Source organism: Micromonospora inyonensis, assembly GCF_900091415.1.
Classification (GTDB): domain Bacteria; phylum Actinomycetota; class Actinomycetes; order Mycobacteriales; family Micromonosporaceae; genus Micromonospora; species Micromonospora inyonensis.
Genome location: NZ_FMHU01000002.1, coordinates 1,368,787 through 1,385,071 on the forward strand (window position 1 = coordinate 1,368,787; position 16,285 = coordinate 1,385,071).

The following is a 16,285-nucleotide window of genomic DNA, read 5'->3' on the forward strand; positions in this document are numbered from 1 at the left end:
GAATGTCCAGCGACCAGATCGCGATCGTGGGGATGGCCGCGGTGCTGCCCGGCGCGGGTGACCTCGACGGTTACTGGCGCAACCTGGTCGAGGGTTTCGACGCGATCATCCAGGTGCCGCCGCACCGGTGGGATCCGGAGTTCTACGACCCGGCGCAGGCGCACCGCCCGGACCGGGTGTACTGCCGCCGGGGCGGCTTCGTTGACGAGTTCGCCACCTTCGATCCGCTGAGGTTCGGCATCATGCCGGCGTCCGTCGCCGACATCGAGCCGGATCAGCTCATCGCGCTACAGGTGGCGGCGGCGGCCATCGACGACGCCGGTGGTGGCGACCGGCTACCCGCCGCTGACCGCGTCGGTGTGATCCTCGGTCGGGGTGGCAGCATCAGCCCCGCCGCGGCCCGGTACGCCCTGCGCGTGCGGATGACCAGCCAGACGATCAACCTGCTCCGGGAGCTGATCCCGGACCTGCCGGAGAGCCGGTTGGAGGCCGTGCGGGCGAGGTTCGACGAGCAGCTCGGCGAGCACCGGCCGGAGGGAACGATCGGACTCGTGCCGAACCTGGTCGCCTCCCGGGTGGCCAACCGGCTCAACCTGCGTGGTCCGGCGTACACGTTGGATGCCGCCTGCGCTTCGTCGCTGATCGCGGTGGACCAGGCGATCAGCGAGCTGACCAGCGGCCGGCTCGACGCGGTCCTCGCCGGCGGCGTGCACCACGTGCACGACATCGGTTTCTGGTCGATATTCAGCCAGCTCGGCGCGTTGTCCCGGCGGGGCGAGATCCGGCCGTTCGACAGCGCGGCGGACGGGCTGCTCATCGGCGAGGGCACCGGGATCGTCGTACTCAAGCGGACGGCCGACGCGGTGCGCGACGGCGATCGGATCTACGCGGTGATCCGGGGGAGCGGGGGGTCCAGCGACGGGCGCGCCGCGAGCATGGTCAACCCGGTCAGCGAAGGGCAGGTGTTGGCCGTCCGGCAGGCCTGGGCCGCGGCGGGTCTGGATCCGACCGCCCCGGACGCGCTGGGCCTGCTGGAGGCACATGGCACCGCGACGCCGACGGGCGACGTCGTCGAGCTCGCCACCATCGCCGAGGTGTTCGGTCCGCACCGGGGCGGGCCACGACCGGTGATCGGCTCGGTGAAGTCGATGATCGGTCACACCATGCCGGCGGCCGGCAGCGCAGCCCTGATCAAGGCGGCCCTGGCCGTCTACCACGGCGTGCTCCTGCCGACGCTGCACTGTGACACCCCCCGACCGGAGCTGGCGCACACCCGGTTCGCGCCGATCAGCGGCGCTCAGCCGTGGGAGAGCGACGGACCCCGCCGCGCCGCCGTCAACGCCTTCGGCTTCGGCGGCATCAACGCCCACGTCATCCTGGAGGAGGCGCCGGAGGCCTTCGCCTCCCGTCGGGGTGGTACGGGCACGACCGGGCTGGTGTCCCGCACCGTGTCGGCGCCCGCGGCCGTCGACACCACGGCGGCGGTCACCGTCGAACAGCCCGACGAGGTGCTGTGGCTGGCCGCCCCCGACCCGGCCGCACTGGCCCGCCTGCTCGACACCGACGACCACGCCGTCCGCGCCCTCGGCCTTGCCCGGGCCCGACCGGCCGGTCCCGCTGGCGCTCGGGGCCAGGCGGACGAGCGCTGCCGGCTCGGTGTCGTCGACCCCGACACCAAGCGCCTCGCCACCGCCCGGCGCGCCGTCGCCAAGGGGCAGCCCTGGCACGGCGCCCGGGACATCTGGTTCAGCCCCGCCCCGCTGCTCGCCGGCGATTCCCCCGGCCAGCTGGCCTTCGTGTTTCCCGGGCTGGAGACGGAGTTCAGCCCACGCACCGCGGACGTCGCGGCGCACTTCGGCCTGCCCGACCGGCAGTGGTCCACCGACGACCTCGGTCGGCACGGCGCCGGCGTGATCGAGGTCGGCAAGCTGCTCGACGCCGCCCTGCACCGTGTCGGGATCGCCCCACACGCGGTCGCCGGTTACAGCATCGGCGAGTGGACCGCCGCGGCCACCACCGGACTGATCAGGCCGTCATCGGTGGACGAGTTCCTCGCCATCTTCAACTCGACGGCCGTGGAGACGCCCGGCCGCGTGTTCGCCGTCGTCGGCGGGGCCGCGCAACAGATCACCGCGCGGCTCGCCCGCTATCCGGGGGTGGTCCTCACCCACGACAACGCGCCGGCCCAGTGCATCGTCAACGGGCCCGAGAACGAGATCGACCGCCTCGTCGAGGCACTACGCGGCGACGCGATCCTGTGCCAGAAGCTGCCGTTCCGCGCCGCCTTCCACACCCCGGTGTTCGCCTCCGGGCTGGAGTCCATCGGCGCGGCCCTGCCCCGCTGGCAGGTGCGGTCCGCGCGGGTGCCCGTCTGGTCCACCACCCTCCGGGCGCCGTTGCCCACCGAGCCGGCCCGCGTGCTGGAGATCTCCGCACGACACATGCTCGAACCGGTCTGGTTCCGGCAGACCATCGCGGCCATGCACGACGCGGGCATCCGGGTCTTCCTTCAGGTCGGCGCCGGGCAGCTCGCCTCGGTCATCGCCGACAACCTGCGTGGCCGCGACCACCTCGCGATGCCGGTCAACGTCGCGCATCGCGGCGGGCTGAACCAACTGCGCCGCGTCGCCACGGCGCTGTGGGTGGAGGGCGCCGCACCGGACCTGTCCGTCCTCGACACGACGGCCAAGGGCCGTGCCCGAGCTGCCGCGCCGGCCGCCCATCCCGCCCGCCGTGGCCCGGTCATGCGGCTCGACCTCGGCGGCGCGCTGGTGCGCTTCGGCGAGGGAGCCGACAAGCTGCTCGGCGTCTCCGTGTCCGCCGACCACTCGGCGGGTGACGCGGACGGCACCGAGCGCACGAGCGCCACGAACGGCGCAGGCGGTGGGTCCGGGTCGGTTGCCCGGGACGCGACGACCGCCGTGGCAACGCAGGGCACGAAGGCCGCGGTGGTGACACCGGCGGTCGCGACCCCGCACGCCCCGGTCGGTCCGCCGAGATCCCCGACCCTGGACAGGCTGCACGACCTCGCCGGACGCTCCAGCGTCGCCGCGGAACTCGCCTCGTTGCTGAGCGACCCCACGGACGGTGTGGTCGTCGACGGCGGTGGCGGGCACCCGCCGCCGGTCCCGCCGCGCGTCCACCGTACGGTGCTGCGGGTCGCCCTCGACACGATGCCGTACCTGCGCGACCACTGCTTCTTCGTACAGCCCGAGGACTGGCCCGAACCGGAGGATCGCTGGCCCGTGGTGCCGGGCACCACCGCCCTGCACCACATGATGGAGGCCGCCCGGCAGGCGGCACCCGGCATGCGGGTCGTCGGCGTGCGCAGCGCCCGGTTCAACCTCTGGTGCATCGCCGCGCCGCCACAGGACGTTGAGATCACTGTCAAGCCCACCGGTCCCGGCCACCTCTCGGTGACCTTCGGTAACTACGCCCGCTCGACAGTCGAGGTGGCCCCGGCCTATCCGCACGACCGTCCGGCGTTCTGGCGCCACGATCCCGCCACGGAACAGCCGCCACGGATCAGCGCCGAGGAGATGTACGCCGAACGGTTCGTGTTCCACGGCCCCCTGTTCCGCGGCGTGACCACGGTGCACGCCGTCGGCGACATGCACATCCGTGGCGTGGTGACCGCCCCGTCTCCGCCCGGTGGGCTGCTCGACAGCACCTTCCAACTGGTGGCCAACTGGATCGTCACGACGCAACCGTTCTCGGCGCTGCCGGTGGGAATCGGACACGCACGGTTCTTCGGTCCGCCGCCGGCGCCCGGTACGGCGCTCGAGTGCATCGCCCGCGCGCGCTCGACCGACGACGCGCAGCACGTCTTCGACATTCAACTCGCCGTCGACGGCCGGGTATGGGCGCAGCTCGACGGCTGCATCGAGCGACGGTTCAAGAGCCACCCCACCCTGCCGGAGGAACGTTTCCCGGAGCGCCACCCGATGTCGCTGCGGCAGCCCGAGGGCTGGACCTTGGCCTTCGACTGCTGGCCCGACCTGGTCACCCGGGGCATGACCGCGCGCGGCATCCTCGGCAACCGGGGCTATACCGACTACGAGCGGCAGCCGCCCAAGGCGCGCAAGCAGTGGCTGCTCGGCCGGATCGCGGCTATCGACGCCGTCCGGTTCCCGCTGTGGGAAAGCGGCCACACCGATGTCTACCCGATCGAGTTGACCATCACGAACGATCCGAACGGCCGGCCCCGGGTGCGCCCGCGCCCCGGCCGGGGCTTCGGCGCCTGGGACGTCTCACTCGCCCACGTCGCCGAGATCGGGGTGGCGATCGCCGGACCCCGCGTGCCGGAGGCGCTGCCCGGCGCGCCGGGTGTCGGCATCGACGCTGTCGAGATCACCGAGCCTCCGGAGGACGCGGTCTCGTCCGCACTGTCGGAACCAGAACGACGGCTGTTCGAATCGATGCCGGCCAGCGGCGAGGACAGGCAGCTGTGGTTCGCCCGCTTCTCGGCCGCCAGGGAGGCCGTCGCCAAGGCGGAGGGCACCGGCCTGGCCGGCGACCCACGACGGTTCACGGTGGTGGCCGCCACCCCGGCCGCGCTGACCGTCGAGGTCGGTGACCGCATCTACCAGGTTGCCCATCGCGAGGTGTCCAACCCCGAGGGCCTGCCCCCGAGGCGGTACGTCGTCGGCTGGACGTGGGGACCGGAGCCTGCCCACCGGACCGGCCGCCCGTAGCGCGATCACGAGAGGGGACATCACATGTCCGTAGACCAGGCCACCATCCTCGCCGAGGTCGCCGCGATGGTGCACGCGATCCGCGACGACGCCGGAGTCGACGGTGAGATCACCATGGCGACCAGGTTCCAGGACGACCTGGAGATGGAGAGCATCGACGTCATCTCCCTCGCCGGCCGCCTCCAGGCGCGGTACGGCAACGTGGTCAACTTCGCCCAGTTCGTGGCCAAACTGGACCTGGACTCCATTCGACAACTGCGGGTCGGCCACCTCGTCGCACACATAGCCACCGCGCTCGACGGGGCGGACGCGGACGCCGGCCATGCGGACGCCGGCCTCGGCCCGGCGGGCCGGTCCGCATGAGCGTCCTCCGGGCCAACGGACTCGCCGTCCACGTGGAGCAGCTCCGGCCGCCCGAAGCGGCGCCCGGCGTACCCGGCGGTGGCCCCACCGCCGTGCTGATCCACGGCCTGGCCACGGACAACCTGGCGAGCTGGTATCTCAGCATGGCCCACCCGCTCGCCGCCGCTGGCCTCCGCGTGATCATGTACGACCTGCGTGGGCACGGAAAGAGCGAGCGGCCGCCGGCGGGCTACACGCTGGACCACTTCGTCGACGACCTGGCGGCGCTGCTGACCGTGCTCGACGTCACCGGTCCGGTCCACCTGCTGGGCAACTCCTTCGGCGGCACGATCGCGTTCGGCTACGCGGCACGTCACCCTGAGCAGGTCGCCGCGATCGCCGCCGTCGAGTCCTCCCCGCCCACCGCGGCCTGGTTCGGGCGGGTGGCCAAGCGGCTCGCCGCCGCCGCCGCACAGCTGACGGACGAGCACGTGCTCGCCAGGATCAGCGTCGAACGCGGAGAGCGGGCCAGCCGCCGGGCCAGGACGGCTCGCGAGGTGCTCGTCGCCACGAGCCTCACGCGCGACCTGCCGGCCAGCCGGCTACCGGCCGAGGAGCGGATAGCCGCGGTCCGGTGCCCGGGGCTGTGGGTGTACGGCGGATCCTCGGCCGTGGTCGAGCTGGCCCCCGACGTCGAGCGGCTGCTGCCACACGCGCGGATCGTCACCGTGCCCGGCCAGCGGCACTCCATCCTCATCGACCAGCCGGACACCGTCCGCGACATCGTCCTGTCCTGGCTGCGCCAGGACTGTGGCCTCCACCCCGGCCCCGCCGACGCCGCAGCCGGACGTGACGGTCCCGACCAGCCGCCCTCACCCGTCACCCTGCACTGACCCGCATCACTCAGGAGGTTGTCGATGGACGCATCGAGCCCTGACCAGGCGATCATCATCAGCACCGGGCGGTGTGGGTCGACGTTGCTGTCCGACCTGATCGCCGAGCAGCGCGACACGCTGTCGGTCCAGGAGTTCTTCGTGCCGATGGGGTCCTGGATCGAGGACAGGGAGAGGCTCAGCGGTGCCGAGTACTGGTCGAGGGTGAGCGAGCCCAACCCGGCACTCTCCGCCCTCTTCCGGATCGGACTCCCGCCGCCCGAGGTGCGCTACCCCGAGAATGGCCGGTGGGCCGGCAATCTCGGGGAGCTGCCGCGGGTTCTGGCGACCACGCTGCCGAAGATCTCGTCCGATCCGGACCACCTGTACGACACACTCGCAGAACGGGTGCCCGGGTTTCCCACCCAACCGGTGGCGCAGCACCATCGGATGTTCCTGGAGTTGCTCACCTCGCTCCACAACCGGCGGCGCTGGGTCGAGCGTTCCGGTGGCTCCAGCCACTTCGCCCTGTCACTGCTGAAGCACTTTCCGACCGCGAAGATCGTCTATCTGACCCGTAGCTGGGCGGACACCGCCGAGTCGATGAGGCACCACTCCTACTTCCAGCTCCTCGAGCTTCGCATGAACGCGTTCCGCCGGTACGGGCTCGACCCGTTCGAGCTCGACGCCGACCAGCCGGTGCCGGAGGAGATGAAGCGTTACCTGCCCGGCCAGCTGACGGCCCGGACGCTACGCGAACGCGGCGGGGACATCGGGCACTACCTGGTCCTGTGCGCGTTCCTCGCCAACGAGGCCGAGCAGGCCATCGCCGACGCCGGGCCGCGCGAGCTGTTGACGATGACGTACGAGGACCTCGTCGACGACCCGCTGACGCAGCTCGGTCGGCTGGGCCGGTTCCTGGGCTTCGACGACTGGGCGCCGTGGGCGCACCGGGTCGTCGGGTCGGTTAAGACCCGCCCTCGCGGGCTCCAAGCCAGGCTGTAACCCGGATCGCAGATGCGGAAACAGAAGAGGCATGGAAGAAGACGACCGGGCAAGATTCGTGGAGTTGTTCCGGCGACATTACGCGCCCCGTCCACCGGGCACCGGTGGACGGGGCAGTGCACGTCGACCGACGACCGCCGCTCCTGCCGCCGGCCGATCAGCGGGGCTGGCGGTTCCTCGGCAGGTCGTACTGGTCGGCCGCCCGGCAGTCGGTCGGGCCGCCGACCGCGTCCGGACCGGCCCGGTCCAGGGCCTGCCGGGCGCGGAGCCGGCCCAGGTTCCAGGTGTACCAGGGGTCCGGCTCGTCGAGGTCCTCGGCGATCCAGCTCAGCGTGCAGCGGCGTACCGGGTCGGGCAGGCCGGCCAGGGCGGGGGTCGCGTCGGCCGACAACGCCCGCAGATACCAGGCGTCGATCTTGCCGGTCTCCCGGTACCGGTCGATGTTGCGGCCGGCGGCGTACCCCTCCGGGTTGAGCACCGCCAGGCCGAGCAGCATCGCCACGGCGAGCGCCACCGTCCCGCGCGGGATCCAGGCGCCCCGCAGCCGTAGCCCGGCGGCGAGGATCATCAGGAAGACGCTGCCGAGGAGCAGCTCGAACGCCATCACGAACAGTCGCTCGCCGGTGAAGCTGTAGACCTTCTGGTACGTGTACATCCGGGACAGCGCCGAGATCACGATCACGACGCTGAGGGCGCTCAGCGCACCGAGCAGGACACGCAGCACGATCCGCTCGGCCCTGCTCTCCCGTCGCGCCCAGCGACCCACGCCGCCGAGTACCGCCAACGTCAGCAGGGTGACCGCCAGGAGCTGCCAGAAGCCGCTGCGGGCGTACTCGGCGTAGTCGAGACCCGCAGTACGCAGTACGTGCCGCTCGCCACCGAACAGCACGGTGAACTGCACCGCGACGAAACCGCCGAACAGCAGGGTCAGCGCGCTGATGGCCGGAGCCCACTCCGTCATGCCGAGGCTGCGGCGGGTCGGGCGGTCCACCGCCGACAGGTCCGGTGGCGCGGAGAGGGTCCACACGGCGGCCACCACGCAGAGCGCGCCCACCGTGGCGAGGAAGACCCAGCGGAGCACCGTACCGACGCCGACCTCGGGCACGATCGCACCGAGCAGCACCGAGAACGCGCTGTCGGCGGAGGCGAGCAGGGTGCCGAAGACGACAAGCGCGGCGATGGTGGCCGTGGCCGAGCCGACCACGCGACGGAGCAACCCCGGGTCGGCCGGGGACCGGAAGTGGGCGCGTACCCAGGGCAGTCCCCGGAACGCCGCGGTCGGCGCGGCCACCAGACTGAACAGGATCGACCGGATGCGCCGACCCCCGACCACGCCGAGCGCCGCGCAGCCCAGCGCGACCAGGACGCAGAACGTCACCAGCCACCAGGCGTTGCGGAACGCCGGCACCGCCAGCAGCGCCAACGCCGCCCCCGCCCAGCCGGCCCGAACCCACCGCTCGCTGCGCGGCAGCTCGGCCACCGCCCGCCGGACCGCGAACACCACCGCCACGGTCACCGCCAGCCAGCCGAGGAACCACCCGATCCCGGTGCGGCTCAGCGGCACGAAGAACGCCAGCCCGAGCGCGCCGACACCGACGGCGGCAGGCACCGCCCGCCCACGGGCCGGCTTCGGTCCGGGCCAGTACCGCTGGAGGAACGACGGTCCGGGCGGCTTCGGCCGGTAGAAGCCACCGGCCAACCCCGGGTACGTCGGAACACCCGGCCGGCCGCCGACGGCGACGAGGTGCACCGGAGGACCGAACGTCCGAGCGGGCGGCGTGCTGCCGGAGGTGGTGGGTGCCGTGGCGGGCGGCGGAGGGCAGCCAGGGCCGGACGCGGTGGTCGCCCGGGTGCCCGCGGGCGCCGGGGCACCAAGGAGCGCGGCGACCGGTGCCGCCGGGGCCGACGCTGCCGAGAACCCACTGGCGGCTGGCCCGGGCCCGCTCGCCGGAGCAGCGGCGGGAGGGCGGGTCCACCGTCGACGTCGACAGTGGACCCGCCGCCTCGGCTGGAGCCGTGGACACCGTCGCGGCAGCCGCGCCCGACGCGGCCACCGGCACCAGGGGGATGAACACGGCGTACCCGCGGGTGCCGGGCGGAAGGTCGACCGGGATCGCCCACGCGGGCTGGCCCTCCGGCCAGGGAATGGCACCGGGGACTTCCGCGTTCGCCAGCATGGCCAGTAGGTACGGCGGCATGGTGCCGCCGCCGGAGTCCTCGGGGGACGGTCGGGGCGCCGGTGGCTGCGTCACGGCACTCTCCTCGTTAGGGGTGGGCACACTGTACGGCCGACCCATCCCACACGCCGCCCCGCCGTCGGGGGCGACCCGCCCCGCCGAGGACCCTTGTCCGGCCGCAGGTCACCCCCGGTGGTGGGCCCGCCACCGCTACCCCGGGCGCGTCGGCCCCGCTCCGGTCCGGTGGACGGGTCGGGTCTCCTCCCGGCTTCCGGTACCTCGATCCCGGTGTGCGGCGGTTGTTGTCGCGTCAGCAGGGGTCAATGTAATAAGTGGGATCCCAGTCGATCCGTACCGGATCGGGGTCCGGGTCGAGGGCTACCTGGATGACCCGGTTCTGGTTGAGCAGGAGTGCTCTGGCGCTGCCGGTCTGGGCGTTCTTGGCAGAACCGTCGCCGATGAAGTTGGTGAGCGAGCGTTCGGTGCAGTAGTAGAGGTAGTAGACGGTGTGCAGACCGTTGCCCTCGCCGGCCGCAACACACAGACGGCCACTCGGGCAGAGGTCGATGAGGAGGTTTCGGCCGTCCGTGTCCACGTGGGGGAAACGCTTCTCGCGGTCGGTGTAGAACGGGCTGATCACCGGTGTCCAGGCCATCGCGTGGACGTCGTCCCTGCTCGTCGTCCCCTCGCGGGTGTTTTCCGTGGCCTGCGCCGCCGGGGCGGCCATGGCGAACACTGAGACGAGCGCGGTCAATGCGGCGGCAACGGTCAGCATTCGGGGGCGTGACCGTGAGGTTCGATCGGTGCGCCCAGGGGAGGGGCTTCTCCGGGGTTGTGACATTTTCGATTCCGTTCCTCTCGGGACGTGGCGTGCGGGTGCCGGCAGATCGGCAGTGCGCGGGGCGCGTCACCGTCCGCCACCAAGAGGATGCAGCCCGTCGTGCGAGATGTCCTTACGGCTGCGTGCACAGTTGTTCAGTCTGCGTGCACTCGTGTGGTCTGGCGGCGGAACTGGCGCGGGGAGAGGCCGTAGGCGCTGCGGAATGCCTGGCTGAAGTGCGCGGGGCTGCTGAACCCCCACCGGGCCGCGATCGCCCGGATCGGGCGGACGTCCAGGCGGGGGTCGGTGAGGTCGCGCCGACACCGCTCCAGGCGGAGCTCTCGGACGTAGCCGGCGACAGTCTGCCCGTCCTGCTGGAACAACTTGTGCAGATAGCGCAACGAGATGTGGTGGGCTGAGGCGATCGCGTCCGGGGTGAGCCGCGCGTCACCCAGGTGGTGCCGGATGAAGGATTTGATCTGGGCCATCAGTGCGCGCTGCCGGGTGCGGGGCGGCACCACGCTCTCGCACTCCAGCGCGTGGGCGAGCGCCGTGCCGAGCACCTCGACGGTGAGGGTGGACAGCCGGCGGACATCCGAGGGTCCGAGCTCGGGCATGCGTTGGGCCAGATGCAGGAGGAACTGTGACGTCAGCGCACCGACGCCCTGGTCACCCGGGATGCGCACCGCGGTCAGGCTCCGCATGTCCGCCGGGGGGATCGGCAGGAGCGAGCGCGGCGTGTGGAGAAGCAGGACCCGGCTCAGCCGAATGTGCGGCGCGGGCTCGATGCGGTAGGGACGCGAGGGATCGAGGAGAACCAGGTCCCCGCCACCCACGTCCGCGCTCCGGCCGTCCTGGGTCACCGTACCGCCGCCGCGCACGGTGCAGACGACCTCGAACACCTCGGGGTCGGCCTGGCGGATGCGTCTCGGCGTGCGGTGGAGCGAGTGTGGCATCACGGTTGCCAGGGCCGCCCGCACGGGACCGAACGAGCTGAATCCGGCATGCGCCCAGAACTCGTTCTCCACGTGCGGGTCGCAGTGCAGGTCACAGGGAACGGCGAGCTTCGAGATCACCTCGCGCCAGTAGGCGAACCGCTCCGCCGGGGGGACATCGTCGGTGCTGACCGCGTCCATGACCCCATGGTGTCGCGACGCGTCCGAGCGGCACCACCAGGATCGCAGTCGACGCCCCGACATCACCCACCTGCGCAGCGCGAGGGGCAGCCTAATCGACACCTGTCGCGGCCGCAGCGATGTCGGAGGTCGTCTCTTTGGGCCTGTTGTCGACGTCGACGGCGTGTTTTCATACCGGGACGACGATGGCGGTGGTCTTCCCCGCGGCGGCCCTCGGTCGTCCTGCTCCGTGAACCCCCCATCTCCCGCGCGTGAAAGGGCAACTATGCGCAGAAAATCCACCTTCCAACTGGCAGTCCTGATCGCTACCGCGTCGACGTTCCTGGCTGCCGGCGGCGCCTCCGGAGCGGTGAACACGGCAGCGCCCGGGACCGCCTCCCCGGGTGCCGCGGCGTGTGAGCCGGGCGCCGATGTGCACAGCGCGGCGCGGGTGCGCGAGGGCGCCACCGTGCACGAGCCGGAGTTGTACTCCAAGAACGAGGCGAACGCCTACGGCGTGATCAAGGACTCGCCGCGCCTGGCCAACGGCAGCGTCACCGTGCCCACGGTCTTCCACATGATCTCCGACCACGCCTTCAGCGCCGCCGAGACGGAGAGGTGGAAGACCCTGATCGCGGCGCAGATGACGGTGCTCAACGACTCGTTCGCGGGCCGCACCGCGACGGACGCCTCCGACACGCCGTTCCGGTTCTCGCTCGTCGACACCACCTGGACGGTGAACAGCGACTGGTACACGGTCGTGCCGGGCAAGAACGAGCGGGACATGAAGCAGGCGCTGCACACCGGCGATTCCCGCACCCTGAACGTGTACGCGGCCAACATCGGCGACGGGCTCCTCGGCTGGGCGTACTTCCCGAAGGGTTACAACAACGGCCGGGACTACATCGACGGCGTCGTGATGCTCGACGAGTCGATGCCGGGCGGAACGGCGGGCAAGTACGCCCTCGGCGACACGCTGACCCACGAGGTCGGGCACTGGCTGATGCTGGAGCACACCTTCGCGCACGGCTGCGCCGCCTCCGGTGACTACGTCGCCGACACTCCCCGGGAGGCGGCGCCGCAGTTCAACTGCCCGCAGGGCGCGGACAGCTGCACCGCCCCCGGTCTGGACCCGATCCACAACTTCATGGACTACACGCAGGACTCCTGCATGGACATGTTCACCCCGGGCCAGGCGGACCGGATGAGTGATGCCTGGGTGGCCTTCCGGGCCGGCGGCAGCAAATAGTCAAGCACTGACAGCACGTGTCCGGGTTGGCGGGCCGCGATCAGCGGCCCGCCAACCGTTTCCGATCACGACGTGGCCGCTGCCGGACCATCCATCAGGGCGGAGACATAGGCGTCCAGCCGCTCCTCCACGACTCGCGTCGTCAGGTCTGCCCTGCCCGCCTCGCGCCATGGCTGCGCCACCGACCGCACCTCCTCTGAGCACGCCAGCGCGTCCCGCACCTGCCAGTACAGCCGTTCGCTCGCGGCGGCGGCCAGCACTCCGCCGGCCTCCTCGTACGCCTGCGCGAACCGCCGGCCCCAGGCCGGGCCGTGCAACAGCGCGAGATTGGTGGCGCAGTGCGCCACATCGAGATCCACCGGGCCCCAGGATGTCCCCGCCCAGTCGACGACCCCGGTGATCCGGGCACCTGCCGGCCCGGGGGACCGCAGGTCGAACAGCACGTTGCCGGGTTGAAAGTCCCGGTGCAGGAATCGCCCTTCATAGGGCGGCGCGGGCTTGCGGATCACGTCGATCGCTGCGGCCCAAGCCCCCGTGTCGGCGACCACCGGAGTCACGACGGTGTCGGCGGTCGTCAACGTCGCGTTACTTTCGGGGCCGCTCGGTGGGTCGCACCGCGTGGATCGCCACGAGCTGACGGGCCAACAGGAGAACGCGCGTCTCCACGCCCTCGTCGTGGAGGATGGTCCGGCCTGCCAGATGCGTCATCAGGAGCGACGGATACTCGCAATGCGTGGCGGTCGGATCGACCGCCACCAGTTCAGGAGCCGGCACGCTGGTCCGCGTGAGCAGGGACAGGGCGTCGGCCTCCCGGTTCAGCCAGTCCTCGGCGTGCCTCAGATGGAACGGGTCGACGAAGCTTCGCAGCACCAGGCCCCGGGTGCTGCCGTCCGGCCTGTCGACGGTCAACATCCGCATCCGGGCGGTGATGCCGCCGAGCAGCGTCTCGGTCCTGACGATTCGCTCACCGACCTCCAGGTGCCGGCTCACCCAAGCCAGTGTCGACGGTAGGACAGACGCGGACACTGGCCCCGCTCCTCGATGGGATCGACCCCTCAGTCAGTGCACGGCGCGGTAGGTCTGCAAGGCTGCGTGGATGTGCTCCTCGGCGGCGCGCCGGGCAGCGTTCTCGTCACCATTCACGATGGCCTGACAAATCTCCTGGTGCTGGGTGATCACGGTCTTCGCCCAGGCGCGGTCCTGCAGGTTGGAGACGGTCGACACCGCGATCCTGTCCCACACCCGGTGCAGGGCGTCCTCGAGAAACGGGTTGCTCGGGGAGTGCCCGAAGGCCCGGTGGAATGCCAGATTGGCTCGGGCGGAACGCTTCGCGTCGCCCTCGCTCACCGCCTGTTCGACCTCGTCGGCAGCGTCCTGGATGCCGCGGATCTCCGCGGGGGCGATCAGTCCGGCCGCCTGCCTGCGCGCCGTCTGCGCCGCCGCCAGGCCTTCGAGGACTGCCCGCAGCTCGTAGATCTGCTCGATCTCGTCGCTGCTCAGCGTCGCCACCACCACACCGCGCGCCGTCGGTACGACCAGACCGTCCGCCTGTAGTCGGCCGAGCGCCTCCCGGACGGGTGTGCGGCTGACTCCGAGTGCCTGCGCCAGGGCGGTCTCCGTGAGCCGTTCGGCCGGGGCCAGGTCTCCATCGGCGAAGCGTCTGCGCAGCGTGACGTACACGGCCTGCGCGCTGCTTGACTCGGTCCCGCGCGTTCCCACAGACAGAGCATACCTTGCATGCGATTCGAGCGTCGGGAGGATTGACATGCACTGCATACACTACATACCTTGTCCTTCTGGCAGGGGAGGTGGGTGGGCATGGCAACGAGGTTCGTGGCGCTCGGCACCGACGACACGAGGTCGGCCGTCCGGTGAGCGGCTCGTGGCAGTTCATCGGTCTGGCGGCGGGCGGCTTGCTGGCGGGCGCGGTGAACGCCGTGGCCGGCGGCGGGTCGATGATCTCCTTCCCCGCCCTGCTGGCAATGGGGGTCGCACCCGTCACCGCGAACGTCACCAGCGCGGTGGCGGCGGTGCCCGGGTATCTCGGTGGCTCGATCGGGTACGCGGCGGAGCTGACCGGCCAGGGGCGACGGATCGTACGACTCGGTTTGGTGAGCGTGGTCGGCGCGGCTGGCGGGGCGCTGACCCTGCTGGTGGTCAGCGCCGACGTCTTCCGGGCCGTGGTACCTGGGCTGGTGCTCGCCTCCGCCGTGATGCTGGCCGTGCAGCCTCGCGTCCTCTCCTGGGTGGCGCGGCGTGGTGGCGGTGGATCGCACCGGCCCGCCCTGCTGTCATCTCAGCTCGCCGTGGCGTTCTACGGCGGGTTCTTCGCCGCCGGTCTGGGCATCGTGATGTTGGCTACCCTCGGGATGTTCCTCAATGATTCGACGCAGCGGCTCAATGCGCTCAAGGGCGTCCTGTCGCTGGTCGTCGGTTCGGTCTCTGCAATTGCCTTCGTGTCTCTCACCTCCGTGGCCTGGGGTCCGGCGGTGCTGCTGGCTGCGACGGGACTGGTCGGCGGTCGGCTCGGTGTGCTGGCCGCCCGACGTATCCCGCCGGCCGCGCTCCGCTGGACGGTCGCCGTGTGGGGTGGGGGCGTCGCCATCGCTCTGGAGGTTAGCCGGCATGTTTCCTGACGCCGATCTGCCCGCACGACAGGACTTGGTCCTGACCGGTGTCACCGCGGTGACGATGGACCCCCGGTTGGGAGAGCTGGAGGACGCCACCGTGACGGTGGAGTCCGGCGTGATCACCGCCGTGTCGACCGAACCGCCTGCGGGGTCCGCGGGGCCGGGCACCAGGGTGCTCGACGGGAGAGGTCTCATCGTGCTGCCCGGTTTCGTCGATACCCACTGGCACCTGTGGAACAGCCTGCTCCGCGGTACCGTCGGCGACGCACCAGGTCGCGACTACTTCTCTGTGAAGCGTGGTCTCGGCCCTCACCACGAACTCGACGACTTCTACTGGGCGGCGCGTTTCGCGCTCGCCGAGGCGGTGACCGCCGGCATCACCACGGTGCACAACTGGGATCACAACGTCCGGTCCGCCGATGACGCTGATGTGAACGTCCGGGCGCAACTCGATGCCGGCGTCCGTGGCAGGTTCTCCTACGGTCCGCGGGACTCCACGCCCGCGGACGAGCCGATGGACCTCGACGACGTCCGCCGGTTCGCCGGCCGTTGGCCGGCGGAGCGGCTGGACGGCCTGCTGGATGTCGGGGTGGCGCTACGCGGGCCGTACCGGACGCCTGCGGAGGTCTACCGGCGCGAGTGGGCGACCGCGCGCGAGCTGGGCCTGCCGATCACGATGCACTGCGACCGCTGCCTGCGGGAGGAGGGATGCCGTTCGTGCGGTCTCACCCGGCTCGCCGACGAGGGGCTGCTGGGGCCGGACATGCAGATCGTGCATGCCGTGCATGCCTCGGCGGCGGACATCGCAGCCTTGGCGGCCACCGGGACCAGTGTGTCCCTCAGCCCGATCACTGAGCTGCGCACGATGGGTTTCCCACTGGTCAGCGAGATGATCGAGGCAGGGGTGCCGGTCTCGTTGTCGACGGACACCCTGGCGATGCCGACCGCACCTGACGTTTTCACCACGCTCCGCGCTGTGGAGGCCGTCGAGACCGCCCGGTGCGGACCGGCGGCCGTCACCCCACGCCGGCTCCTACAGATGGCGACCATCGACGGCGCCAAGGATCTCGGGCTCGGCGACGTGACGGGATCCATCACCGAGGGGAAGCGAGCCGACCTGCTGCTGCTCGACGCGGCCGCTTCCAACCTGCTTCCCACGGGCGACGTCATCGAGGCGCTCGTCCGCCAGGGCCGCGCCACCGACATCGTCGCTGTCGTGGTCGACGGTCGGGTCCTCTTTGAGAACGGCCGGCTCACCCAGCCGTCGGCTCGCGCCGCGGTCGCCGGCGCCGACGCCCGCCGAAACGCTCTGGTCGAGCGTGCGCGCGTGGCCGGCGACTGGGACTGACTCGTCCCCCTACCCACCTTCCCCCTTTCAGTT

Annotated in this window: 13 protein-coding genes; 7 read left to right on the top strand and 6 right to left on the bottom strand. The window is 71.4% G+C overall.

All coding sequences use genetic code 11. The features are described 5' to 3' along the window. Positions 1-2 precede the first annotated feature (2 nt). Genes GA0074694_RS20755 through GA0074694_RS20770 form a run of 4 tightly spaced genes read left to right on the top strand, consistent with a single transcriptional unit; the run spans position 3 to position 6,913 of the window. On the top strand, positions 3-4,694 hold the full coding sequence (locus GA0074694_RS20755) for a type I polyketide synthase (RefSeq protein ID WP_091460939.1): 4,692 nt from the start codon (positions 3-5) through the stop codon (positions 4,692-4,694). A 24-nt stretch (positions 4,695-4,718) separates the two neighbouring features. Continuing rightward, entirely contained in the window at positions 4,719-5,057 is a 339-nt protein-coding gene (locus tag GA0074694_RS20760; RefSeq protein ID WP_091460941.1) for an acyl carrier protein, read from the top strand. Then, positions 5,054-5,929, top strand: a complete 876-nt coding sequence (locus GA0074694_RS20765; RefSeq protein WP_091460944.1) for an alpha/beta fold hydrolase — start codon at positions 5,054-5,056, stop codon at positions 5,927-5,929. The genes GA0074694_RS20760 and GA0074694_RS20765 overlap by 4 nt, the downstream gene beginning before the upstream one ends. A 24-nt stretch (positions 5,930-5,953) precedes the next feature. Next, positions 5,954-6,913 carry a sulfotransferase domain-containing protein gene (locus GA0074694_RS20770; protein WP_091460947.1) on the top strand — a complete coding sequence of 320 codons (960 nt, stop codon included), beginning with the start codon at positions 5,954-5,956 and terminating at the stop codon, positions 6,911-6,913. Positions 6,914-7,070: 157 nt separating this feature from the next. On the opposite strand, the gene GA0074694_RS20775 is transcribed toward GA0074694_RS20770, so the two are convergent. The 3 genes from GA0074694_RS20775 to GA0074694_RS20785 form a co-directional block, all read right to left on the bottom strand. After that, the gene (locus GA0074694_RS20775; RefSeq protein WP_245714826.1) at positions 7,071-8,663 is read right to left on the bottom strand and encodes a DUF4153 domain-containing protein; all 1,593 of its coding nucleotides are present in this window, start codon (positions 8,661-8,663) and stop codon (positions 7,071-7,073) included. Between the two features lie 737 nt (positions 8,664-9,400). Beyond that, entirely contained in the window at positions 9,401-9,865 is a 465-nt protein-coding gene (locus GA0074694_RS20780; RefSeq protein WP_091460950.1) for a hypothetical protein, read from the bottom strand. 200 nt (positions 9,866-10,065) lie between these two features. Beyond that, complete coding sequence (locus GA0074694_RS20785) at positions 10,066-11,046, bottom strand: helix-turn-helix domain-containing protein (protein WP_091460953.1); 981 nt, start codon at positions 11,044-11,046, stop codon at positions 10,066-10,068. Between the two features lie 265 nt (positions 11,047-11,311). Here GA0074694_RS20785 and GA0074694_RS20790 point away from each other — a divergent pair, with 265 nt between their 5' ends. After that, positions 11,312-12,274: a zinc metalloprotease gene (locus tag GA0074694_RS20790; RefSeq protein WP_091460956.1), complete on the top strand. Its 963-nt coding sequence runs from the start codon at positions 11,312-11,314 to the stop codon at positions 12,272-12,274. A gap of 65 nt (positions 12,275-12,339) precedes the next feature. Here GA0074694_RS20790 and GA0074694_RS33710 read toward each other — a convergent pair whose 3' ends face one another. The 3 genes from GA0074694_RS33710 to GA0074694_RS20800 form a co-directional block, all read right to left on the bottom strand. Further along, positions 12,340-12,852, bottom strand: a complete 513-nt coding sequence (locus GA0074694_RS33710; RefSeq protein WP_218105756.1) for an aminoglycoside phosphotransferase family protein — start codon at positions 12,850-12,852, stop codon at positions 12,340-12,342. Between the two features lie 7 nt (positions 12,853-12,859). After that, a complete protein-coding gene (locus GA0074694_RS33715; RefSeq protein ID WP_218105757.1) occupies positions 12,860-13,264 on the bottom strand; it encodes a phosphotransferase in 405 nt (134 codons plus the stop codon). A gap of 69 nt (positions 13,265-13,333) precedes the next feature. Next, on the bottom strand, positions 13,334-13,954 hold the full coding sequence (locus GA0074694_RS20800) for a GntR family transcriptional regulator (protein ID WP_176738046.1): 621 nt from the start codon (positions 13,952-13,954) through the stop codon (positions 13,334-13,336). Between the two features lie 191 nt (positions 13,955-14,145). Here GA0074694_RS20800 and GA0074694_RS20805 point away from each other — a divergent pair, with 191 nt between their 5' ends. Next, the gene (locus tag GA0074694_RS20805) at positions 14,146-14,910 is read left to right on the top strand and encodes a sulfite exporter TauE/SafE family protein (protein WP_091460961.1); all 765 of its coding nucleotides are present in this window, start codon (positions 14,146-14,148) and stop codon (positions 14,908-14,910) included. Next, complete coding sequence (locus GA0074694_RS20810; protein WP_091460964.1) at positions 14,900-16,252, top strand: amidohydrolase family protein; 1,353 nt, start codon at positions 14,900-14,902, stop codon at positions 16,250-16,252. The genes GA0074694_RS20805 and GA0074694_RS20810 overlap by 11 nt, the downstream gene beginning before the upstream one ends. The last annotated feature ends 33 nt before the right edge of the window (positions 16,253-16,285 follow it).